General features: G+C 65.2%; 16 protein-coding genes and 2 pseudogenes. 8 read left to right on the top strand and 10 right to left on the bottom strand.

Annotated elements, in window-relative coordinates; all coding sequences use genetic code 11:
- Positions 1 to 508 precede the first annotated feature (508 nt).
- The gene (locus tag NDI89_RS00225) at positions 509 to 1,666 is read right to left on the bottom strand and encodes a zinc metalloprotease (protein WP_277519447.1); all 1,158 of its coding nucleotides are present in this window, start codon (positions 1,664 to 1,666) and stop codon (positions 509 to 511) included.
- Positions 1,667 to 1,839: 173 nt separating this feature from the next.
- On the opposite strand from NDI89_RS00225, the pseudogene NDI89_RS24025 reads away from it, so the two are divergent.
- The 4 genes and pseudogenes from NDI89_RS24025 to NDI89_RS00240 form a co-directional block, all read left to right on the top strand.
- Positions 1,840 to 3,768: pseudogene (locus tag NDI89_RS24025) on the top strand (ATP-dependent helicase); the annotation flags it as partial.
- Between the two features lie 12 nt (positions 3,769 to 3,780).
- Positions 3,781 to 6,426 (top strand): annotated as a pseudogene (locus tag NDI89_RS24030) (ATP-dependent helicase); the annotation flags it as partial.
- 260 nt (positions 6,427 to 6,686) lie between these two features.
- Positions 6,687 to 7,541: an alpha/beta fold hydrolase gene (locus NDI89_RS00235; RefSeq protein WP_277519449.1), complete on the top strand. Its 855-nt coding sequence runs from the start codon at positions 6,687 to 6,689 to the stop codon at positions 7,539 to 7,541.
- Positions 7,542 to 7,571: 30 nt separating this feature from the next.
- Positions 7,572 to 8,096 (top strand): Lrp/AsnC family transcriptional regulator, encoded by a 525-nt coding sequence (locus NDI89_RS00240; RefSeq protein WP_277519450.1) that lies wholly within the window; start codon positions 7,572 to 7,574, stop codon positions 8,094 to 8,096.
- Positions 8,097 to 8,115: 19 nt separating this feature from the next.
- Here NDI89_RS00240 and NDI89_RS00245 read toward each other — a convergent pair whose 3' ends face one another.
- The 6 genes from NDI89_RS00245 to NDI89_RS00270 form a co-directional block, all read right to left on the bottom strand.
- Positions 8,116 to 8,559 (bottom strand): MaoC/PaaZ C-terminal domain-containing protein, encoded by a 444-nt coding sequence (locus NDI89_RS00245; protein ID WP_425607739.1) that lies wholly within the window; start codon positions 8,557 to 8,559, stop codon positions 8,116 to 8,118.
- Entirely contained in the window at positions 8,556 to 9,011 is a 456-nt protein-coding gene (locus tag NDI89_RS00250) for a PaaI family thioesterase (RefSeq protein ID WP_226007514.1), read from the bottom strand. The genes NDI89_RS00245 and NDI89_RS00250 overlap by 4 nt, the downstream gene beginning before the upstream one ends.
- Position 9,012: 1 nt before the next feature.
- Positions 9,013 to 10,965 carry a 3-hydroxyacyl-CoA dehydrogenase/enoyl-CoA hydratase family protein gene (locus tag NDI89_RS00255; protein ID WP_277519453.1) on the bottom strand — a complete coding sequence of 651 codons (1,953 nt, stop codon included), beginning with the start codon at positions 10,963 to 10,965 and terminating at the stop codon, positions 9,013 to 9,015.
- 504 nt (positions 10,966 to 11,469) lie between these two features.
- On the bottom strand, positions 11,470 to 12,531 hold the full coding sequence (locus NDI89_RS00260) for a phosphotransferase family protein (RefSeq protein WP_277519454.1): 1,062 nt from the start codon (positions 12,529 to 12,531) through the stop codon (positions 11,470 to 11,472).
- Positions 12,532 to 12,763: 232 nt separating this feature from the next.
- Complete coding sequence (locus NDI89_RS00265) at positions 12,764 to 13,486, bottom strand: HAD family hydrolase (protein WP_277519455.1); 723 nt, start codon at positions 13,484 to 13,486, stop codon at positions 12,764 to 12,766.
- On the bottom strand, positions 13,483 to 14,688 hold the full coding sequence (locus NDI89_RS00270) for an alpha-hydroxy-acid oxidizing protein (RefSeq protein ID WP_277519456.1): 1,206 nt from the start codon (positions 14,686 to 14,688) through the stop codon (positions 13,483 to 13,485). The genes NDI89_RS00265 and NDI89_RS00270 overlap by 4 nt, the downstream gene beginning before the upstream one ends.
- A 179-nt stretch (positions 14,689 to 14,867) precedes the next feature.
- Here NDI89_RS00270 and NDI89_RS00275 point away from each other — a divergent pair, with 179 nt between their 5' ends.
- The gene (locus NDI89_RS00275; protein WP_277519457.1) at positions 14,868 to 15,644 is read left to right on the top strand and encodes an SDR family NAD(P)-dependent oxidoreductase; all 777 of its coding nucleotides are present in this window, start codon (positions 14,868 to 14,870) and stop codon (positions 15,642 to 15,644) included.
- 489 nt (positions 15,645 to 16,133) lie between these two features.
- Here the strand turns inward: NDI89_RS00275 and NDI89_RS00280 are convergent, their stop codons facing one another.
- Positions 16,134 to 16,538, bottom strand: coding sequence for a carboxymuconolactone decarboxylase family protein (locus NDI89_RS00280; protein WP_277519458.1), 405 nt, complete (start codon positions 16,536 to 16,538; stop codon positions 16,134 to 16,136).
- Positions 16,539 to 16,831: 293 nt separating this feature from the next.
- Between NDI89_RS00280 and NDI89_RS00285 the strand changes: the two genes are divergently transcribed.
- The 3 genes from NDI89_RS00285 to NDI89_RS00295 all read left to right on the top strand — a co-directional run bounded on the left by NDI89_RS00285 (position 16,832) and on the right by NDI89_RS00295 (position 19,901).
- Positions 16,832 to 17,833 (top strand): TIGR04024 family LLM class F420-dependent oxidoreductase, encoded by a 1,002-nt coding sequence (locus NDI89_RS00285; RefSeq protein WP_277519460.1) that lies wholly within the window; start codon positions 16,832 to 16,834, stop codon positions 17,831 to 17,833.
- 197 nt (positions 17,834 to 18,030) lie between these two features.
- Positions 18,031 to 19,053: an AIR synthase family protein gene (locus NDI89_RS00290; RefSeq protein ID WP_277519462.1), complete on the top strand. Its 1,023-nt coding sequence runs from the start codon at positions 18,031 to 18,033 to the stop codon at positions 19,051 to 19,053.
- A gap of 134 nt (positions 19,054 to 19,187) precedes the next feature.
- Entirely contained in the window at positions 19,188 to 19,901 is a 714-nt protein-coding gene (locus NDI89_RS00295) for a helix-turn-helix domain-containing protein (protein ID WP_277519463.1), read from the top strand.
- A gap of 43 nt (positions 19,902 to 19,944) precedes the next feature.
- Here NDI89_RS00295 and NDI89_RS00300 read toward each other — a convergent pair whose 3' ends face one another.
- Together NDI89_RS00300 and NDI89_RS00305 are read right to left on the bottom strand one after the other, a co-directional pair.
- Entirely contained in the window at positions 19,945 to 20,259 is a 315-nt protein-coding gene (locus NDI89_RS00300; RefSeq protein WP_277519464.1) for a HalOD1 output domain-containing protein, read from the bottom strand.
- 163 nt (positions 20,260 to 20,422) lie between these two features.
- The gene (locus NDI89_RS00305) at positions 20,423 to 23,158 is read right to left on the bottom strand and encodes an AAA domain-containing protein (RefSeq protein WP_277519465.1); all 2,736 of its coding nucleotides are present in this window, start codon (positions 23,156 to 23,158) and stop codon (positions 20,423 to 20,425) included.
- Between the last annotated feature and the right edge of the window lie 60 nt (positions 23,159 to 23,218).

The following is a 23,218-nucleotide window of genomic DNA, read 5'->3' on the forward strand; positions in this document are numbered from 1 at the left end:
ACACTGTACACCGAATCATATGACCGCGCTGGGACTGACATGTGATCGCATCAGTGACTACGGTAGTGTCCTGTGTATTGATTATTGTGTATAGTAATAGAACATTTATTCGCAGACCGATCGGGTGCTATTTACAACAGGGTAGTACGATACCGCGAACGATCGCTAGTTCGATCCCCGATCGTTTCGGACCGTGGCTCCGTCCGTGGGGATTCCAAAGAGGCCCGGGGGCGCTCGAGCCGTCGGTGTTCCGTGTTGACGGCGAACTGCCGTCCAACAGGTGGGTGGAATGCCTCTGACAGCCTGCAGCCGTGCGACCGCCGTCCGATGCCACGGCCGATCACAGGCTGTTATTACTTAAACAAACGGCTATAAACGTGTTGTGGATTTTAACCCCCTCCCCCGGATCGCGAGCTCGGGACCACGAATCCGTGAGTGAGTCGGGAGTACCAGCGGTCTCGTGACGATCAGGGCCGACGAGAGTGTTCCGTGAGCTCCCCTACGCAATCTAGTCGGCGACGCTGACGGACGACGTCGACGGCGTAAACAGCTGCTCGTCGAGGGCGCTCCAGTCATCGAAGTCGTCACTGCCGTCGCCAGCGGAGAATCCGTAGTACTCTCCCGGTGCGTTGTAATTCATCACGCTCGGGTAACTGCCGAAGGAGTATCGATCGGTGTCGATCCCCTCGAAATCGGCGCTCGAGAGCCCGAGCGAGTGGCCCAGTTCGTGCATCGCGACCGATCCCGTTCGGTCGCGACCCGGCAGGGATTCGACCATCATCGTTCCAGGTCTGGCTCTCCCGATGACGTTCGTTCGTCTCGTGTCCCCGCCGACGTCCTCGACGATGACCAGATAGTGATATCCCATGCCTCTCCGATCGAAGTACCGCGATCTGTATCCGTTCAGATCGGCGGTCGTAGTCGACGATTCCCACGGCACTGTTCCACCGTCGATCAGGTGGAGGGTCACACCGGTCGACCCGTCGGGGTTTCCCAGCGGGGCCGCGTCGAATTCGGCGACGATCCGCTCCCGTTCGCCCTCCTCGAAATGAGTCCGCTCCATCGTATCGATCTCGACGTAGATATCGGTCCTGAGCGGATCGGCGTCGGGAAAGAGATCCTGCCGGTGAACCTCGGCACCGTCGGACAATCCGTCGCCGTCGCTATCGGAATCCGTCGGATCGGTCCCGTGTTCGGTGACCTCCGGGCCGTCGTCGAGCCCGTCATCGTCCGTATCAGCCACGGTTGGATCGCTTCCGTGCTCGAGCAGCTCCGTACCGTCAGCGAGCCCGTCCCCGTCGGTATCCGCACTCGTGGGGTCGGTGCCGTACTCCTCGATTTCGTCGGGATCGGAGAGGCCGTCCCCGTCGGTATCCGCCTCGAGCGGATCCGTCCCGTGTTCGGCCACCTCTCGCCCGTCTGCGAGGCCATCGTCGTCGGTATCGGCAGCGGTCGGGTCGGTCCCGTATCGCTTTTCTGCACCGTCCTCGAGCCCGTCGTCGTCCGTGTCCGCATCGAAGACCGCGGTGCCGTCGCGCAGTTCGACCAGCGGGGGGACGCCGTCGGAATCGGGATCGAGAACGGTCGTGCCGCCGGCGACCCCGCCCGTAACGAGACCGGCGACGAGAACGAGAACGAAGATACCGGTGCCCCGCGACGGTAACATTTCCTGAGAGTCTCGAACGGGGGGATAACTGTATTGTGGCCCCGCCGACGGCCAGTGGATCTCCGTCGAGTTCGCGCGACGGACTCCCGGCCGCGACCGCCCCGCTTCCCGACCGTTTCACTTCCGCTCCGCTGTCCAAACCCTCTTACACGCCGGCCCCCGAAACGGGGATAATGCACGGGATCGAGGGCCTCGAGTTGCCGGTCGCAGACGATGCCCTCCCCTTCGATCCGGCCGCCGCAGCGATCGAGGACGGCGACGTCTTCGAGCTGCTCGAGCCCGCGGTCCAAGAGTGGTGGCTCGAGGAGTTCGGCGAGTTCGTCCCCGAGAACGAGGGGTTCTTCACGCCGCCACAGCGGGGCGCGATCCCGAAGATACACGACGGGACGAACACGCTGGTCTGTGCGCCGACCGGGAGCGGGAAGTGCGTCAAACCGGACACACCGATGATCGTTCGAGACGAGGGTGAAGCAGCAGTCCTTCGAGCGGAGGAGCTTCTCGAACGGCGGAACCGAAAGGTCGCGGACGTCGATGCGGACGGAGAACTGTACACGAGTTCGGTCGACGCGTACTCACTCGACGAAGAAGACCTCACGCTCCGTCGGTCGATGGTATACTCGGAGAGCTACGACGGGACCATTCATCGCATCCGAACGTCGTACGGGAGAGAAGTCGACGTCACACCGGATCATCCGCTCCTCGTCGAGACGCCGTCCGGACCCGAGTGGCGCTCGGCGGCAGAGATCGAGGAAGGCGATCGGATCGGCGTTCCGACTCGTATCGAACTCCCCGAGCGGGACATCGACCTCGACGTTCGCGCTGCGCTGGATCGACTTCGATCCGAATTCCCGCTCGTCGCGACCGAGGCGGAATCGGATCGCGTCGTCGCTCGTCTCGAAGACGAGGCACCGATTTCGGCGTTCGACGAGTCCGAGCGGAGGTTCGCACTTGCGCTCGCTGGGCTCTCGATGTCCGACGTAGCGGATCGGCTGTCGATCGGCGTTTCGTCCGTCTGGAAACTAGTGACCGGTGAAACCGAGTACTGTGCTGAGGAGTTCCTCTCGTTGCTTCGAGCGAGGTGTACGCCGCTCGAGCCTGGAGAGGTACTCGTGAAAACCGACAACGGTCGTCTGTCCCGCTTTCGGTATCCGACGACGCTCGATTCCGAACTCGCAGAACTGGCCGCGTTCGTCCTCGCGGAGGGCCTGATCGGCGCGTACGATCGGACCCGTTTCGTCCAGGTAACCCAGAAGAACCGGACCGAACTTCTCGAACGTGCGAAGGAGACGATGTGGGATCGGTTCGGTATCGAATTCGATCGAAAGTCGGAGATCGACTACGTCGTTTCCGACGCAGCGTTTTCCGTGTTCTTTTCGGAATTACTGGATCTCGAACCGGGACCGAGCCGCGACGTGCCGCTCCCGAACTGGGTGCTGAACGCGTCGAAACGGATTAAACGGTCGTTCCTCTCGACGTTTCTATCGCTGGAGAGCGAGGTGCGATCCAACGAAGTCCGCCTCATACAGGCCAACGAGTTGAAGATAGAGCAGTTGTCGTACCTCTTGCTCTCGTTCGGGATCCTCCCCGCTCGCGGCCGACGGGTGAAGTACGCGACGAATACGGACGAACGGACGAGACGGGAGTATCACTCTCTCGTCGTCAGAGGGACCGAGAATCTGTCGACGCTCCTGTCGGAGTGTTCGATCGTCCATCCGAAAATCGACGAACTGGAAGCACACGCCGCCGGGCAGAGCAACGGTAATCACATCGGGCGACACACCTTCGACTATCGAGACGTTCGAACGCTGTCGAAGTACTTCGAGAACGACCGAGCGTTCAATGCCGAGCTCGGGAACATTTACGAAGTCGCCAGACGCAGCGGATACCTCACGGAACGGGCGCTGAGAAAACTGTCTACGAAACTCCAGTCGCTCCCATCTGACGAGACGACTCGTGAACTTGCGGCGCAAATCGACGAGATACGCCGTCGGAACGTCGCCTGGGTAACCGTCGAATCGAACGAGACGTCTCGCTATAGCGGTCGAATCGTCGATCTCAGTGTTCCGGATACGCACAACTTCGTCGGTGGTCGCGGCGGACTGTACCTTCACAATACGCTTGCGTCCTTTACCTCGATCATCAACGACCTCTATCGACGGGATCGCGGCGCCGAGGACGGCCTCGAGAACTCCGTCTACTGCCTCTACGTCTCGCCGCTGAAATCCCTCGCGAACGACATTCACCGCAATCTCGAGGTACCCCTCGAGGGGATCGAGGAGATCGTCGCCGAGCGCGACGGCGAGGAGTCGATGGGAGAGATCCGCCACGCGATCCGCCACGGCGACACCTCCTCGAGCGACCGCCAGAAGATGCTCGAGGAGACGCCCCACATTCTCAACACCACGCCCGAGACCCTCGCGATCCTGCTCAACTCGCCCAAGTTCCGCGAGAAGCTCCGCACCGTCGAGTACGTCATCGTCGACGAGATTCACTCGCTGGCGGCGGGAAAGCGCGGCACGCACCTCTCGGTCAGCCTCGAACGGCTCGAGGCCATGGCCGAGGGCGACATCACGCGGATCGGCTGTTCCGCGACGATCGAGCCGCTGTCCCGCGTGGCGGAGTTCCTCGTCGGGTGCGAGACGCCACGCGTCTCGGAAGAATCGAGTAGCGAGGGACGAGACGCGTCCCTCGAACCATGCGAGCGGATCGAAGATCCGCGAGCAGACGGGGAGCAGAGCGACCCGCGAGATTGCGAGAAACCCGATGGTGCTCCCCGCGACTACGAGATCGTCGACGCGCGCTTCGCCCGCGAGTTCGATATGCGACTCGAGTGTCCGACGGACGACCTGATCCACACGCCCCGCGAGGTCGTCCAGGACCGGTTCTACCGGATGCTTCACGATCACATCCAAGAGCACACGAACACGCTGGTATTCACGAACACGCGCTCGGGCGCAGAACGGGTCCTCCACAACCTTCGGGAGCGCTTCGACGCCTACGACGAGGACAACTCGGGCTGTCACCACGGGAGCCTCTCGAAGGAGGTCAGACAGGACATCGAGGGCCGACTGAAAGAGGGCGATCTCGACGTGGTCACCACCTCGACCAGCCTCGAGCTGGGGATCGACATGCCCCACGTCGACCTCGTCGTGCAGGTCGGCTCGCCCAAGTCGGTGGCGGCCCTGCTCCAGCGGATCGGGCGCGCGGGCCACCGCGTCGGCCAGACCGTCACGGGGCGAGTGATCGCGCTCGACCGGGACGAACTGCTCGAGTGTGCGGTGATGCTGAAGAAGGCCACCGAGGGGTTCGTCGACTCGGTGTCGATCCCCGAGAACGCTCAGGACGTGGCGGCCCAGCACGTCTACGGCATGGCGATCGCAGAAATTCGGCCCGAGGCCGACCTGAAGGCGACGCTCCGCCGGGCCTATCCCTACCGCAACTACACCGACGACGAGTACGAGTCGCTCATGCGGTACCTCACCGCAGAGTACGCCGGGCTCGAGGAGAAGAACGTCTACGCCAAGGTCTGGCGCGACGAGAACGACCCGCCCGACGGGCAACACCACCACGAGGCGTTCCCGGTCGGCGAGCCGCTGATCGGCAAGCGCGGTCGGCTCGCGCGGGTGATCTACATGACCAACATCGGGACGATCCCGGACTCCTTCACGTGCGACGTCAACACGCGCGCGAGCGACGAGTGGGTCGGCCAGTTAGACGAGGAGTACCTCGACACCCTCGAGAAGGGCGACGTCTTCGTTCTCGGCGGTGACAGCTTCGAGTACCGCTATCGGCGCGGCTCGAAGGTCTACGTCGACCGCACGAGCGCCCGTCCCACCGTTCCGTCGTGGTACTCCGAACGGCTCCCGCTGTCGTACGACCTCGGCCGCGAGATCCTCGCGTTTCAGGGCGACCTCCTCGAGCGCTACGTGGCCGGCGGCCCGCCGCGGGTCCGCGCCTGGCTCCGGGAGTTCCCGCTCGACGACGACAGCGTGCGGGCGATCGCCCGGCTGTTCGACCACCAGATCCAGTACGCCGGGACGGAGAGCGTGAGTACGACCGATCGGCTGGCGATCGAAGTCGTCCGCGATCGCGACGAGTACGAACGCCACTACTACGTCCACTCGACGTACGGCCGCAAGGTCAACGACGGACTCTCGCGACTGCTCGCCTACCGCTGTGCCCAGGAGGCGACGGCGAACGTCCGCGTGGCCGTCGCGGACAACGGGTTCGTCCTCTCCATGCCGCTGAACCGGAAAGTCGACATCGACGGGATCGTCGCGGACCTCGAGGCCGAGCAGGTCCGCGACGATCTCCGCGCATCGCTCTCGGGCACCGACCTGCTCCAGCGGTACTTCCGGATCAACGCGACCCGCTCGCTGATGATCCTCAAGCGCTACAAGGGCTACGAGAAGTCCGCGAGCGAACAGCAGGTCTCCAGCGAGATGCTGCTGGGCTTCGCCGAGGACCTCGAGAACTTCGCCGTAATCGAGGAGACCTACCGCGAGATCCTCGAGGACAAACTGAACGTGGCCGAGATCGAGGCCATCGTCGATGCGATCGATTCGGGCGGGCTCGACGTGTCACGGCAACTCCTCGATTCGCCGACGCCGCGGGCGTTCGGCCTCGCGACGCTGTCGGCCAGCGACGTGGTCCTCGCCGAGGACGAGAGCGCCGCGCTCCAGTCGTTCCACGAGGACGTCCTCGCGGAGATCGGCGGGGAGTCACTCGACGGGCTGTCGACGAGTTCGGACCCCGAGTAGCAACCGCCGGGTGTCGTTCCGACGAGCGTTCGGCCACTGCGGCCCGCATCAGTCACTCGTCGTCCCGGTTTCGGAACACCGGATCGGTTAACAGCGGTAGTCCTCTCCCAAACTGACTTTATGTTGGAAACTGAATTGGCGGTGTGTCACCAATTATGGTGCGAGAGCAATTCACATCGTCCGGCCGTGCGAGCCAGTCTCGACGAATCGACGACACGAACCGGGTCTCAACAGCGGCGTCGGTAGACGGGGGGAACTGAATGGTCGATCACGAAACCTGGAGCGAGGAGCAGGCGTCGACGACGGTCTCGGTCGACGGACACGACCTCGAGGTCGCCTATCACAACGATGGCCCGGCCCAGAGCGACGAGCCGCCGGTCGTCTTCGTCCACGGCATTCCCACGTGGTCGTTCCTCTGGCGGGACATCGTTCCCGCGGTCGCCGAGGACCGACGCACCATCGCCCCCGACATGGTCGGCTACGGCAACTCCGCGATGCGCGACGGGTTCGACCGGTCGATCCGCGCTCAGGAGGAGATGCTCGCGGCGCTGCTCGACGATCTCGACGTCGAGGAGATCGCACTGGTCGCCCACGACATCGGCGGCGGCGTCGCGTTGCGATTCGCGGCGCACAATCCCGAGATGGTCGACCAGCTCGTCCTCTCGAACGCCGTCTGTTACGACTCCTGGCCGGTCGAGTTCGTCTCGAACCTGGGCCTCCCGTCGACCGCCGATCTCGAGCGGGAGGAACTCGAGGGTCGCCTCGACGCGGCGTTCGTCGAGGGGGCCTACGGCGAGGCCGATCCCGAGTTCGTCGACGGAATGAAAGCCCCGTGGCTGACCGACGAGGGTCACCTGTCGCTCGTTCGCAACGCCGTCTCGACGAACACGAACCACACGACGGAAATCGATTACGGCGCGATCACCGCGGAGACGCTCCTGCTGTGGGGCGAAGACGACGTTATGCAGCCGTACGGCTACGCCGAGCGACTGGCCGGAGACATCGCGGACGCCGAACTCGCGCCGCTGTCTGACGCCTACCACTGGGTTCCCGAGGACCGATCGGACGCGTACGCCGACCGCCTCCGCGAGTTCCTCGGCGAGGCACAGGCGTAACAGTATGACAGTCACGACTGCCGTGATACCATGAGTGACGAACCACCGAACTGGGAGTTCAAGGATCGCGATATCGCGATCCTCAGCGAACTCTCGAACGATCCGCAGCTGTCTTCCCGTGAGCTGACGCAGGTGCTCGAACGCGACTACGGCATCGACGTCTCGCACGTCACCGTCAGCGAGTCGATCCGGCGGATGCGCGACGAGGGGGTCTTCCGCGAGGCGATCATTCCGAACGAGGAGTACTACATCTTCGCGCTGTTCGAGTTCAAATTCAATCCCGAACACTTCGCGGACCACTGGCGCGAGGCGATGGAGTACATCAAGGCCGACAAACACACCCTGTTCTTCTTCCTCTCGGACGGGGAGTATCAGTGGAAAACGGTGATGATGTTCCGCGACCGACAGGAGATCTCGCAGTGGATCCACGACTGCTATCGGGACTACGGGGAAGTCATCGCGAACATTCGGAACTCGGCGGTCCACAACGTCCTCAAGTTCCAGACGGATCCGCGGATCTTCGAGGAACTCGCCGACGAACGCAACGAGCGGTGACCGCCCGCCGGGAGCCCGTTCACTCGACTAAGGTCAGCATCTCACACGAGAGCGCGACCTCGCCGTCGTCCGTCAGGAGCTGCGTTTCGTAACGGACGACGCCGTTCCCGACCGGATGATCCTTCGGCGTCTTCTCGACCAGGGTCGACTCCGCGTGGACCGAGGTCCCCATCGTGACGGGGCTGGTAAACCGGAGCGAGTCGACGCCGTAGAACGCGACCACGTCGGGGCGCTCGTGGCGGTACTGCCAGAGCAACCCGGAGGTGACCGCGAACAGCAGGGCTCCGTGGGCGATCGGCTCGCCGAAATCGGTGTCCGCGGTGTGTTCCTCGCTCAGGTGTAACGGGTTGAAGTCGCCGCTGACGCCCGCGAAGTTGCGCACGTCCGCCTCGGTGATCGTCCGGGAGTGGGTGATCACTTCGTGACCGACCTCGAGGTCCGCGAATCGGAGCGACACGGTCACTCGCCCCCCATGCCGTCGCGGAACAATCGATACGTGGTACGGCCGACGGCGGCTTCACCGTCGGCACCCGTGACGGACACCTCGGTGACGCCGGTCGAGCCGCCCGCCCTGAGCACCTCGGCTTCGGCTCGCAGGTCGCCGGTCGCCGGCCGCAGATACGAGACGTTGAGATCGGTCGTCGTCAGGAAGGCCTCGCTGGGCTTTTCGAACGTCGTCCGCAGGGCGAACGCGCTCGAGGTGTCGATCAGCGTCGCGACGATGCCGCCGTGGACCGGATCGTGGCCGTCGTTGCCGACCGGGTTCTCGAAGTCCTCGTTCCGCTCGATCACCAGGACCGCGCGTCCGTCCTCGAGGTGGTCGACCTCGACGTCGAGCCACGAGAGGTAGCCGTGGCGCTGGACGAACGACTCCCATTCCGGCCAACCCGACGCATCGACCGGTCCGTCGCTCATCTCACTCGCCCTCGAACTCGGGCTCGCGGTCCTCCGCGAACGCGGCGGTGCCCTCCAGCACGTCGTCCGTGCTCGAGAGGAGGCCGAAGCCCTGGCTCTCCATGGCGAGTGCGGCGTCGAGGCTGGCGTCCTGCCCCTGGTTCATGACCTTCTTGGCGACCTTGAGACCGATCGGCGGGCCGTTGCGGAGATCGTCGAGGAACTCCTCGACGGTGTCGTCGAAGTCATCCCGCTCGACGGAGCGATTGATCAGGCCCCAGTCCTCGGCGCGGTCGGCGTCGATGTGGTTGCCGCGGAAGACCAGTTCCTTCGCGCGGGTCTCCCCGAGGATGCGGGTGAGTCGCTGGGTGCCGCCGCCGCCGGGAATCAGGCCGAGACCGATTTCGGGCGCGCCGAAGGACGAGCGCTCGGTCGCGATCCGCAGGTCGGCGGCCAGCGCGAGTTCGAGGCCGCCGCCGAGACAGAAGCCGTCGATCTTCGCGACGACGGGCCGCGGGAAGTCGTTGACCGTCTCGAACCCGGGCGTGACGTCCATCATATCGGTCGGGGCCGTGTCGGCGAAGCCGGAGATGTCCGCACCGGCGCTGAACGCGCGGTCGCCCGATCCCTCGATCGTCGCGACCCGAACGTCGTCGGTGTCGACCGAGGAGAACAGGTCGTCGATCTCCCCGAGCAGGTCCTCCGAGAGCGCGTTCATCCGGGACGGCCGATCGAGCTCGACCGCGAGAACGCCGTCCTCGAGCTCGTAGTTCAGGTCGTGGTAGGGGCCGAGCTCGTCGTCACCGTAGTCGTAGAAGCCGGCACCGGCCGCCTCGCCGGTCTTGCCCTCCGCGACGAGTTGCTCGAGGTAGGGATGTGGCTCGAACCGATCCTCGCCGGTCTCCTCGTAGAGCGTCTCGAGCTTCTCGAGGACCTTGTCGAGACCGATCTTGTCGCCGCGTCGGCAGATGCCCTCGGGGAAGCCCAGCCCGAGCTGGACGCCCGTGTCGACTTCCTCGGGGGTCGCGACGTCCTCGCCGACGAGGAAGGCCGCGCGATTTATCATGCGGGCCTCGACGCGGAGCCAGTCGAAGTCGCCCGCGTCCTCGGGCTCGTAGTCGGCGCCGTCGCCGTCCTCGTAGTCGTAGAACCCTTTGCCGGTCTTCTGGCCGAGGTCGCCGGCCTCGACCTTCTCTTCCGTGATCGGCGGGATCGGGCTGCCGCCCTCCTTGCGGACGTGGTAGCCGACGTCGATGCCGGTGAGGTCGCCGAGTTCGAACGGCCCCATCGGGTAGCCCCGCTCGTGGGCCATCGTCGCGTCGGCCTCGCGGATCGTCGCCTCGCCGTTCGAGACCATGAAGGCGGGTTCGCCGCCGAAGGGTCCGACGATGGTGTTGACGACGAAGCCGCGGACGTCCTTGCGGACGTAGATCGGCGTCTTGCCGATCGACTCGACCCACTCGTAGCCGGCCTCGGCGGCCTCGTCGCTCGTGTCCTCGCCGTAGATGACCTCGACGAGGTCCATCTTCACCGGCGGGTTGAAGAAGTGCAGGCCGAGCACGCGCTCGGGCGTGTCGACGGCCTCCGCGATGTCCGAGATCGGCAGGCTCGAGGTGTTCGTCGCCAGCAGCGTGTCGCCGCTGGTGTACTCCTCGAGGTCGGTGAAGATCTCGTGTTTCAGGTCGAGGTCCTCGGGTGCGGCCTCGATGACGAGGTCGGCGTCGGCGACGGCCTCCTCGAGATCCGTCGTCGTGTCGATCCGGGAGAGAATCTCGTCGGCCGATTCGTCGATCATCTCCTTCTCCTCGAGTTTCCGCAGACTCCATTCGATCGACTCGTAGCCGTCGTCGACGAACTCGTCTTTGATGTCCCGCATCGTGACGTCGTAGCCGGCCATGGCCGTTACTTCGGTGATACCGTGCCCCATGTTCCCCGCGCCGAGAACCGCAACGCGGTCAATGGTTTCGAGTGACATGGTCGTGTTGTCTATCGGGGACATCTTAATACCACCGAACCAGATTAGCAATGTTAAGCCGGTTGTCTGCCGTTGTTCAGCACGTACACCGATTCGGGCGTGGAATGAACGGCGGTAATAGTGACTCGATTTCGTGACACGCCGGTCGGTCGATGGCAGCCGCCGAGGCGACGACGGGTCGATTTCGACGGGACGTGATCGCGGTCGGGGTCCGGTCTCGAGAGACCGCTGCTCGGGCAGCCATTCGGACGGTCCACAGTCGCCCGGACGCCCCACGGAGAGATCCGCTACGTTGTCGCGCGATGCCTGTCGAGAAAGCCCGACATGCCGGCGGCACTGAATCGCCACGCCCTCCCCAGCCGATTCGCTCGCTCACTCCGTTCGCTCACTCATCCCTCGCGGCGATCGAACCGCGACTCCGTCGCGGTTCAGCGCGCCGGCAGTGTCCAGTCCAGCCGCTAGACGGGTGTCCGGCACGAAAACGAAACCGCGACTCGAGCCCCGCTACAGCGGCTCGTCGCCCTCGATGATGCGCTTCGCTCGCGCGGCCAGTGCCGGGACGCGGTCTTCCATCTTCGGGTACATCGGGTCGTCGCTGTTGCCCTCGAGGTAGCGACGGAAGAACATCTCGCCGAGGCCGGCGAGTTTGTAGACGGCCAGCGCGCGGTAGAAGCGCTCGTGTTCGAACTCGTAGCCGGTTCGGTCCTCCCAGCGGTCGACCAGTTCGCGGCGGGTCGGATACCCCTCCTGTTCCATGAAGCGGGTGACCAGTTCCGGGATCTCCGGGTCGGGATCCTTGGAATCGCGCCAGTAGGAGAGCATCCAGCCCAGATCGGCACGCGGGTCGCCGAGGGTGGCCATCTCCCAGTCGAAGACGCCGACGAGTTCCGGCGGCGTCCCGGGACCGAACATGACGTTGTCGAGCTTGTAGTCCCCGTGGACGAGGGTGTGGGGGTGCTCCTCGGGAACGTTGTCCCGGAGCCAGTCGCCGACCTCGTGGAGGTCCGGAATTTCCCGCTCGTCCTCGGTGACCTCGAACGCCCACGAGAGCTGTTTCCCCCAGCGATCGACCTGCCGCTGCGTGTAGCCCGCGGGGCGGCCGAACTCGCCGAGCCCGATCGCCTCGTAGTCGAGATCGTGGATCTTCGCCAGGTTGTCCACGAGTTCCTCGCCGATCCGACGGCGGTGGTCGGGGTCTGCGAACCGCTCGGGTTCGCCCTCTCGCAGGACGTCGCCCTCGAGCTGGTCCATCACGTAGAAGTCGCTGCCGATGACGTCGTGGTCCTCGCAGGCGAGGATCGGTTTCGCCACCGGGACGTCGGTGTCGGCGACCGCGTTCGTCACGCGGTACTCGCGGAGGACGTCGTGTGCCGTGTCGGCCGTTTCGCCCGGCGGCGGCCGCCGAATGACGAGTTCGCGGTCGCCCCAGGAGACGAACAGCGTCTCGTTCGAGTGGCCCTCCTGGTGGCGTTCGATCTCGTAGTCGTCGACCGAACCGAGGTGGTCTTCCAGATACGCGACCAGTGCGTCCTCGTCGACGAGGCGCTCGTAGTAGTTCTCGCTCATGGGAGGTGGGAATCGGTAGTTCCGGCGTCGCGGGTCGGTACGGTGTCGTCGCTTGCAGTTCGGTTCTCGGTGGGCATTGTCGTGTGCTACTATCTCTCCCCCTTAACGAAAATAGTTACGCCGTAAACTCTCTTTTACAATGTTTGGGCGCTGCAAGCTATCGAACGGCCCGAACACGTCCCGAGACCTCCTGATACTCGAGCGGTCGAGTTCCCGTCTCGGTCCGACGTCCTTACTCGTCTCGCGTCCCGTCGACGATCTCGAGAACCTCCGCGGGCGATTCGATCCGATAGGCCACTGCGGGGCCGTCGTCGGCACCGAACGCGACGCCGTGCATCCCCATGTCGGCGGCCCCCCTGACGTCGTGATCGTAGCGATCGCCGATCATCAGGGACCGCTCGGGCGCGACGCCGGCCTTCTCGAGCGCCGTTTCGAACATCGCCGGATCGGGCTTGGTGCGCCCGACTTCCTCGGACGTGGTGATCGAGTCGAAGTGCTCGCGGACGCCGAACCGCTCGAGCATCGCCCGGCCCTCCGCGTCGTCGACGTCGCTGATGACGCCGACGTGGATGTCCCTGCCGGCGAGGCGTTCGATCGTCTCGGGAGCGCCCGCAATCGGCTCGATGGAGTCCTGGACGACGCCGTCGAAGTGGGGTTCCCACTCGTCCCGCGGAATCTCTTCGCCGACGATGGCTTCGACGCCCAGGTGATAGCCGTCGCGCGCGGACCGGAACGCCGTGCCGTCTCGCTCGCGGAAGTAGTCCCCGACGGTCGTCCGCCACGTGTCGATGGCCTCCTCGACCGTCGCGTCGACGCCGTCGCGCTCGCAGAGATCCGCGACGAACTCGGTGTGGGCCTCCTGCACGGAATCGAGCGCGAGGATGACGCCGCCGATGTCCCAGAAGACGGCCTCCCACTCGTCGGGACTGTCGGGAGCTTCCTCGTCGCCGCTCATCGGTCGGCCCTCCGGATCGTCGATCGGTCGACGTCGTCGATGCTCGCACACCCCGAGAGCCCGACCGTCAGGTCGAGATCGGCGAGCAGGTTCTCGAGGACGGCGCTGACGCCGTCTTCGCCACCGATACCGAGCCCGTACGCGTAGGGCCGTCCCAGCAGGACCGCATCAGCACCCAGTGCGACCGCCCGGACGACGTCGCTCCCCCGCCGGATGCCGCTGTCGAAGAGGACGGGAACGTCGCGGTCGGCATCGGTCGCGTCGTCGACCGCGTCGACGACCTCGGGGAGCGCGTCCAGCGCCGGAATCGCGCCGTCGACCTGTCTGCCGCCGTGATTCGAGACGACCATGCCGTCGACGCCGCGCTCGATCGCCTCGCGCGCGTCGTCGGGGTGGAGTACGCCTTTGATGACGATCGGGAGGTCGGTCTGGTCCTCGAGCCACTCGAGGTCGTCCCAGGTCAGCGAGGCGTCGCCGAAACACGCCTGCCAGGACGCGATCGCGTCCTCCTGGTTCTCCCACGGATCGGCCCCGTCGAGCCGCTCGCGGAAGGCCGGGTCTTCGAAGTAGTTCTTCAGACCTTGTGCCTCGAGGAAGGGCAGGTAGCCGAGTTCGATGTCCCGCTCTCGCCACCCCATCTTGGGCGTGTCGAGCGTGACGACGACGGCCTCGTAGCCGGCTTCCTCGGCGCGCTCGAGGAAGCTGGCCGCGACCGATCGATCGGAACTCCAGTAGAGCTGGAACCAGCCCGGGCTCTCGCCGAGTTCGTCGCTGACTTCCTCGAAGGAATACGAGGAGACGGAGCTACAGATCATGGGGACGTCGAGCTCGCGCGCCGCGCGGGCGACGGCCAGTTCGGCTTCCTCGTGGAGGATCGACTGGACGCCGACGGGCGCGAGCAGGACGGGGGACGGGTACTCCCGGCCGAAGAGTTCGACCGAGAGATCGCGGTCGGAGACGTCCCGCATGATTCGGGGGACGATCTGCCACTTCTCGAACGCGCGGTCGTTCGCTTCGACCGTCGACTCCGAGCCCGCGCCGCCCGCAACGTAGGCGAACGCCTCGTCGCTCAGTTCCTCGCGGGCGCGTTCCTCGAGGTCCTCGTAGGAGACGGGAAACTCGGGGGGTTCGTCCTCGAGCATGCCGCTGAGATAGACCTCGGCCTGTCGATCCGGTCCGTAGTCGGGGGTGTCCGGTGTCATGAGTGGTGTGTCGGTGACGGCGAGTCCGTCGCCGTCGCGTGGATATCTGTGACAGGGATTGCCACTCACTTAACGGTACGGTATTCATCCCCATATTTATTAACAGTTGCTTCAAATGATCGAGTGGATCTAACAATGGTAACAGAACACAGCCGAGCTGCGGTCGTGAGTGATCACGCATGAGTACCGACCGGTTCAGCGTCGACGGTGAGACGGCCATTATTACGGGCTCCTCGAGCGGAATCGGGAAATCGATCGCGGAGCGCTTCGCCGAGGACGGCGTCGACGTCGTCGTCTGCTCGCGCGAGCAGGATAACGTCGACCCGGTAGCCGAGGCGATCAACGACAGCGACAGTCCCGGACGAGCGCTGGCGGTCGAGTGTGACGTCACCGACCGCGATGCCGTCGACGCGCTCGTCGAGGCCACTGTCGAGGAGTTCGGCGGGCTCGACGTGCTGGTCAACAACGCCGGCGCGTCCTTCATGGCCGACTTCGACGACATCTCGCCGAACGGCTGGAAGACCATCATCGACATCAACATCAACGGCACCTATCACTGCACCCACGCCGCCGCGGAGTACCTGAAAGACGGCGGCGGCTCGGTGATCAACCTCGCCAGCGTCGCGGGCCAGCGCGGGTCGCCGCTGATGAGCCCCTACGGCGCGGCCAAGGCGGCGGTGATCAACCTGACGACGACGCTCTCCTACGAGTGGGCTCACGACGACGTCCGCGTCAACTGCATCGCGCCGGGCTTCGTCGCGACGCCGGGCGTCGAGAGCCAGATGGGCGTGTCGGCCGAGAACATCGACCGCGACGACGTCGCTCGCCGGATCGGCACCGTCGAGGAGATCGCCGACGTGACGCAGTTCCTCGCCAGTCCCGCCTCCTCGTACCTGGTCGGTGAGACCATCACGGCGCAGGGCGTCCCGCAGATCGACGAAGAGCACGAGGTCTGATCGACCGTAACCGGTCGACCGACTCCGTCGTACAACGCTCTCGAGCGGTCCCGGTCGTCGACGGGTTCTAACCCGCCTTTCTCGGGAACCGGTGGCCGCCGATGGACACTCGAAGTCCTATTACACACCTGCGCCCATCGACGTATTTATTTCTCGAAAGAATACCACAATAATCTGGTCCTGGCCCTGGCTGCGTACGTCTACGCATCGATCACAACAGAAGAGCACGAATTCGACGGCGGATTCGCGTTCGTCCTCCGTATCGCCGACACGATTATCGCATCGTCGATCATCCCGAGTGCGCCGTTTGGAGCGTAAGGGCTCCGTCACCCGTCCGTCCCGTTTCTGGAATACACTTGATGGTCCGTCGTCGATTTTCCGAAGCTCCGGCCGGCCTGCCAGTGGGCCGTTCATCCGTGAACTGACGAGCCCTAATTCCGCCGCTCGACCGTGTCTCCGAAAAAATACCGCGACCGAGTCCCCAGTCATTCAGTCGTCGTCCGACGGCGCCGCTTGCTGATTCCTGACGTGGTCGATCATCTCTTCGGTCTCGGCGGCGAACTCCTCGTGACCGATTTCGGCGCCGTGGAGCACCGTCGAGAAGTATCGCACGCCGCTCGCGATGCCGACCGCCTCCGACACCTGCTCGTCCGTCGCCTCCTCAAGCTTCGCTTCCGCTTTGTGGAAGCGGACGCAGTACGGACACTGGAGCGCCGCCGCCGCTCCGAGGCCGATGAGCGCCTTCTCTCGCTGCTCGAGTTCGGTCTCCCCTAACTCGAAATCGCGGACGATCCGCCAGCTGTGGTCCGCGGCCGGCTCCGGAAGCCCGTCGATCCAGCTCGGAACTCGTCCGAGATACTCCTCCATCTCCGCTTTCGTTTCAGTCGATACCATCTTGATCCCCCTGTGGATCCCCCGTTCGGTGTTCGGCCCAGTCGCGACTGCCGAGAGACCGACGGGAAACCCACAGTCTCTCACGCCGCAGGCATAAATGAACCTATCACACTGGGATCTGATACCACGGTACGGATATTTACCGTCGTCTCCGATACCGAGCGTGAAGGTTCGACGGGCAGTGACTCTTCGACGGCGGGAATTCGTCCGTACTCGGTGTCGAGCATAAACGGTCTACCTCACGCCACCGGTTCCCATACACCCAAAAGGCCCCGCTTCGTCTGTGTCTGACGATGACTGACAGAGATGTCCACCTTCCCGTCGCCGCACAGCCGACGATCGACTCGATCGTCGACTACGCACAGACCGCCGAGGACGGCGGCTACGACTGCGCCTGGCTCCCCGAAACCTGGGGTCGGGACGGCGTCACCGTTCTGGCCGCGATGGCCGAACGAACGGAGACGATCGACGTCGGCTCGAGCATTCTCAACACCTACTCGCGGACGCCGGCCGTGCTGGGACAGACGGCGGCGACGCTGCAGGAGCTCTCCGACGGCCGGTTCCGGCTCGGACTCGGCCCGAGCGGTCCGGTCGTGATCGAGAACTGGCACGGGGTCGAGTACGGCAACCCGCTCAAGCGAACCCGGGAGACGGTCGAAATCGTCCGGCAGGTGCTGTCGGGGGAGACCGTCGACTACGACGGCGACGACTTCGAGCTTTCGGGCTTCCGGCTGCGCTGTGACCCGCCGGAGACGCCGCCGCCGATCGAGGTCACCGGCATGGGCCCGAAGGCGGTCGAACTCGCGGGCCGGTTCGCCGACGGCTGGCACGGCATCATGCTCACGCCCGACGGGATGGACGAGCGCATCGAAGACATCGAACGCGGTGCCGAACTCGGCGACCGCGATCCCGACGAGATACAGGTCACGACCGGCGTCACCTGCTGCGTCCTCGACGATCCCGAGGAAGCCCGCCGACTCACCCGCCAGCACATCGGCTTCTACATCGGCGGCATGGGAACGTTCTACCGCGACGCCCTCGAGCGACAGGGGTACGACGAGGCCACGGAGATCTACGATTCCTGGCAAGACGGCGACCGCGAGCACGCCCTCGAGCTGGTCGAGGAGAACATCCTCGACGACCTCTGCGCGGTGGGCGACGCCGAAACGGCTCGCGAGCAACTCGAGCGCTACGAAGCGGTCGACGACCTCGACGCCATCGCGGTGAGCTTCCCGCGGGGCGCCAGCGAGGAGCAGGTTCGGCAGACGATGGAAGCGGTCGCGCCCGACGCCTGACGGGACCTCGAACGTTGATCGGTTTTCATCCCGGTCGTGAACGATTTCGGTAGCGAAAACAACCCCGTCAAACCACATTCGGGCGAGAACGAAAGGAGCGTCGGGGCTTTCAGGGTATTGCTGTGGACAGTTCCTCCGTTTCCTCCGAGTAACGCTTCTCCGACAGCTACAAACCGTCCATCCACCCAGTTCGTGGTATGCCCGGCAAGGTGAGTCCGGACGATCTCCTCGCGTTCGTCTTCGAGCGGACGGGGGCGGCCGCGACGGACGAGACGATAGTACAGGGCCCTGCGGACGGCGAGGACGCCGCCGCGATCGACTGGCCCGACGGCGACGGGACGCTCGTAGTGAGCTCCGACCCCATCTCGCTGGCGGCCTCGCAGGTCGGCGAACTCGGCGTGTACGTCGCGTCGAACGACGTTGCCGTCTCGGGCGCGGACCCCCGCTGGCTGACGGCCGTCGTCTTGCTCCCCGGCGACGCCGACGGCGGCGACGACACCGCCGATGGGTCGCTCCTCGAGGAGATTTCCCACGACCTCGACGCGGCGGCCCGCGAGATCGGCGCGTCGATCGTCGGCGGCCACTCGGAGTACGTCGACCAGCTCGAGCGCCCGATCCTCTCCCTGACGGCGATGGGCGCGACTGACCGGTTCGTTCCGACCGGCGGCGCGGACCCCGGCGATGCCGTCGTTCTCACCAAAGCGACGGGGATCGAGGGAACCGCCATCCTCGCGGCCGACTTCGGCGACGAGTTCGATATCGACCCCGACGTTCGCGAGCGCGCCGAAGCCTTCCTCGAGGAAATCAGCGTCGTCCCCGATGCCCGAATCGTCCGCGAGTACGCGACGGCGATGCACGACCCGACGGAGGGCGGCGTCGCGGCGGGCCTGCTCGAGGTCGCACGCGCGTCGAACGTCCGACTCGAGGTGGACCGGGACGCCGTCCCGATCCGAGCGGAGACCGCGGCCCTGTGCGAGGCCGCCGGCGTCGATCCATTGCGGATCTTCGGCTCCGGCGCGTTGCTCGCGACCGTCCCGACCGACGCGGTCGAGAAGTGCCTCGCAGCACTCGAGGACGCGGGGCTGGAGGCAGCCGAAATCGGGACTGTACGGGGCCTCGATGGCGGTGTACCCGAACTGGTTCTCGACGGTGAGGCGATCACTGAACCGATCGAGGACGACCTCTACCCGCTCTGGGCGCAGGCCGACGGCGAGGAGTGACAATCGTCGGTCGGCCGTCGGAGTCCGTTCGGTCGCTCTCGACCGGCTTTATTAGCGGCCGTTCGGGATGGTTTTTTGGGGAACGATTTTGAGAACGCGGTCCAGACGAACAGGACGGTCACACGAACCCTCCAATGACAGATACCCAACGCGGCGAACGATCGGCTTCGGTACGAGAGATCGAGTTCGAGATCAGCGAATCGGCGTATCCGTTCGTCTCCGCGTCGAACCGACTCGACTGTCGGATCGATCTCGCGGAGATGCTTCCGCGCGGTGACGGAGAGTACGCCGAGTTTTTTACGGTCACCGACGGCGAACCGGAGAGGATCGCCGATATCGCCCGGACTCACGAGAGCGTCGATACGCGGCTGCTCAGCGGGGGCGAAAGCGGTGCGTTTCTCGAATTCCGGGTTTCCGAGGCGTGCCCCGCAGTAACGCTCGCCGAACTCGGGGCGCTTCCGCAGGTCGTTCGTGCCGAGGGCGGAACCGGCCGCATCGTCGCCGAAGTCCCGTCTCAATGCGATGCCGTCGCGATCACCGACTCGTTCATCGACCGCGTTCCGGAAGCGGATTTCACCGCAAAGCGCGAGATTAACTCGCTCACGACGCCGTTCAGTCAAACCGGATTCCGACGGGAACTGCGCGCGAGGCTGACCGAGCGACAGCGCGAAGTGCTCGAGGCGGCGTTAGAGGCCGGCTACTACGAGTGGCCCCGCGACTGTTCGGGCGAGGCGGTCGCGGCCGAACTCGGAATCACTTCGCCGACGTTTTCCGAACACATTCACGCCGCCGAGCGCAAACTCCTCACGATGGTGTTCGAGGAATCGCGGAGCCGAGACGAGACGTGACGAAGCGCTGAAGACGGCGACGCGACGGTCTGAGAGTCCGTTTTCACTCGCACGGAGTGACGACGACGCGGCCGTCCGCGTGGACGGCGACGGCACAGTCCTCGAACCGAAACGAGAGCCGAGTCGGTCGGCCTCGACCACTCGCATGGGTGACGAACTGATTCACGGCCTCCGGGTCGAGGACGTCGTACAGGGGTCGCATCTCCATCGGATCCGTCCCCGTTACTGCCGCGACCCCCCGAACGATAGCCGGCGTCGGCACGTCGCTCGCGGTCCAATCGTGCCGCGCAGTGTACACCTCGTCCTCGGGATCGTCGGCTGGCGAACCCGCATTCGCCGTCGTGTCTTTGCGTGTCACAACAAATCTCTCTCGCAACGTGTGAGTCCGAGACTGGCTACCGGGTTAGCTTGCATCCCTACAACTCGAGGGCCGGGTCCGAAGAAGAGGGCGACCGGATGATATCGACCCGCGAGCGGAAGCGACGGTGGTCGGCTACGCGGCTACCGGTCACGGATTCGGCTCACCCACGCGCCCACTCGAGCATCCGCTCGTAGACGGGGTCGGTCGCGAGCGCCTGGGAGTCGCCGACCAGCACCAGCGCGCGTTTCGGTCGCGTCAGTGCCACGTTGATCCGGCGGTAGTCCTCGAAGATCGGCCCCTCGAGCGACCCGGTCGCCGTGAAGGAGACGATGATGACCTCCTGACTCGAGCCCTGGAAGCGATCGACGGTGTCGACGGCGACGTCGTCGGGGACGTGCGTCGAGATCTCCGAGACCTGGGCACGGAAGGGGGCGATGACGCCGATGTCGGTGCGCTCGACGCCCGCGGCCTCGTAGCGCTCGACGAGCTCCGCGATTCGCGCGGCCTCCTCGCTGTCTGTGTACTGGCTCCGGTCGCCCTCGACGTCGACGAACGAGACCGGGTCCCGCAGGTTCTCTGGCAGCGCGTCGCGGGAGACGCCATCGAGATCGTCCAGGTTCCGAGCCGCTACTTCGGGCGTCGCAGGCCGAAGTCGGCCGTCGTAGAACTCGTTCGAGGCGAAGACCTGAATGCGCTGGTTCATCCGGTACTGGCGGTCGAGCATCACGCCGGCCTCGGGATAGCGGTCGACGAGCCGTTCGAACAGCGACTCGGTGAGGTCGTTCTCGGCACGGACGACGGGCGGAAGTTGTTCGTGGTCGCCGACGAGGACGAACCGCTCGGCCAGGTTGATCGCCGCGCAGGTCCCGGGTTCGGTGAGCTGGGCGGCCTCGTCGACCAGCGCGACGTCGAACGCCTGCTCTTTCATCACCCGCGAGCCGCAGGTCGACGTCGTCGCGGCGACCACCTGCGCGTTCTGCAGTTTCTCGACGCGATCGTCGGGATCGCCCGCCCGCTCGAGCCGGTACGGTTCCATGTCGTCGCGGATGCCGCTCTCAGAGCCGACGCGGACGACCCGATCCTCGTCGATTACGTCCTCGAGTTGCTCGAGCAGGGCCTCGAGCGCGTTGTCCACGGCGCGGTTGGTGAAGGCCGAGAGCAGGACTCGTTCGCCGCGCTCGACCATCGCGCGGATGGCGCGGGCGATGGTGTAGGTCTTCCCCGTGCCCGGCGGTCCGTGGATCAGTGCGCAGTCCTCCGCGCCGACGGCCTTCGTCACGGCCTCGTTCTGGCGGTCGTTATTGTCGATAAACTCCTCTCCGATCTCCGCAAATTCGGGATCGGCGCGGCCGAACAGGACGTCCTTGCGTCGCTCGTTTCCTTTCAGGAGCGCGTCGTGCATCGCGACGAGCAGCCGGTCGGTCGTCAGCTCGGAGGGATAGACGTCGAGTCGCGTGACCTCGACCGGTTCGTCCGCCGTGATCACGATTTCGTCGTCCAACCGTTCGATCCGAGCGAGTTCGGAGTCGCCGCGAACCGGATCGCCGTCGCTCGCGAGCACCAGATCTCCTTCCCTGAGTTTCGAGTTCGCACCGCCCGTGTTGCGCGCCCTGAGCTCCCAGCGACCCTCGTCGAGCGGCCGTTTCTCGACGAACTCGAGGTCGATCAGCGCGCGGTCGTCGTCCGCCCGCTCTTCGGCCGTCTGTTCCCAGAGCTTGGCGTACTCGCGGTGGACCTCCCGGCGCTCCTCTTCGATCGCCCGGTAAAACCGGTCGAAGTACTCGAGTTCCTCGTCGGGCAGCGGTTGCCCGATCTGTCCGGCTTTCGACTCCTGATCCAGCCGCCCGGAGACGACCATGCAGGTGTCCTGCTCGAAGCAGTACTCGCACTTCGCGTCGGCCTCGTAGCCCGTCGGGATGTCGCCCGACGTCTCTTTCGCCGCGATCTCGTTGCGCAGCCGAACGACGTACTTCAGTAACCCCTCTCCCATCGTGAACTCCTTCGCCGGATCGAGATCGCCGGTCTCCTCGTTGCGATCCAGCACCGAATTCTTGGTGTAGAGCAGCGTTCCGATATCGACGTCGCCGCCGTGTTCCTCGAGCAGGAGGGCGTAGCACGCCGCCTGCACCTTGTCCTTGAATCGGGGCTCTTTCTTCAGGTTCTTCCCGGTCTTGAGTTCGACCGGTGCCCCGCGCCGGACGGCGTCGGCCCGCCCGCGGATGCCGAACGTCTCGCTGATGAGCAACTGTTCCGAGCGCCACACGTCCTCCGCCTCGTCCAACCGGCCCTGCTGGAGCCAGCCCTCGATCGCCGTCGCGTTCTCCCGAACGTCCTCGGCGACGGCGTCGGCCGTCTCCCCGAGCAGTCCCAGTTGGAGACCTCGTTCTTCGACGCGAGCGTCGATCGCCTCCTCGAGGTCGCGCCCGCGCAGCAGGTCGCCGAAGACCTCGTGGACGAGCGTCCCCTTCACGACGGGGTAGTTCAGCGGCACCCCGGAGAGCTTGTTCAGGTAGTACAGCCGGGGACACTCGACCCAGTTGCGGATCGACGTCACGCTCACGAGGAACGAGGGCTCGACGACGACGTAGGACTCCCCCGTCGTCGCGTACTGCGTCTCGCCCTGGTACTCCTCTTCTTTCGCGTTCGTCACGAGCAACTCCATCCCCGGCTCGAGTAGCTCGGCCGACTCGGTCCACTTGTTCCACAGCGTCACCGTCGTCGTCTCGCGACCGTCCGCGATCGTCGCCGTTCCGCCGTCGCCTCGAGTCGCGGCTGCGTCGCCGTTCGGGGCGTCGTCGGCCGGCCGAAGCGGCACTTCCGCGAGATCGCTCTCGCCGTAACTCGTCGATACCGACCGCACGTCGACCTCGCCCGCGACGGTTCCGCGTACGTGCACAGCTATCGTCAACGGTCGAGCGATCAAAAACGCTATCGGTCGGCGTACGGCCGAGAGTGC

Source organism: Natrinema salsiterrestre (genome assembly GCF_029502005.1).
GTDB classification, from domain to species: Archaea; Halobacteriota; Halobacteria; order Halobacteriales; family Natrialbaceae; genus Natrinema; species Natrinema salsiterrestre.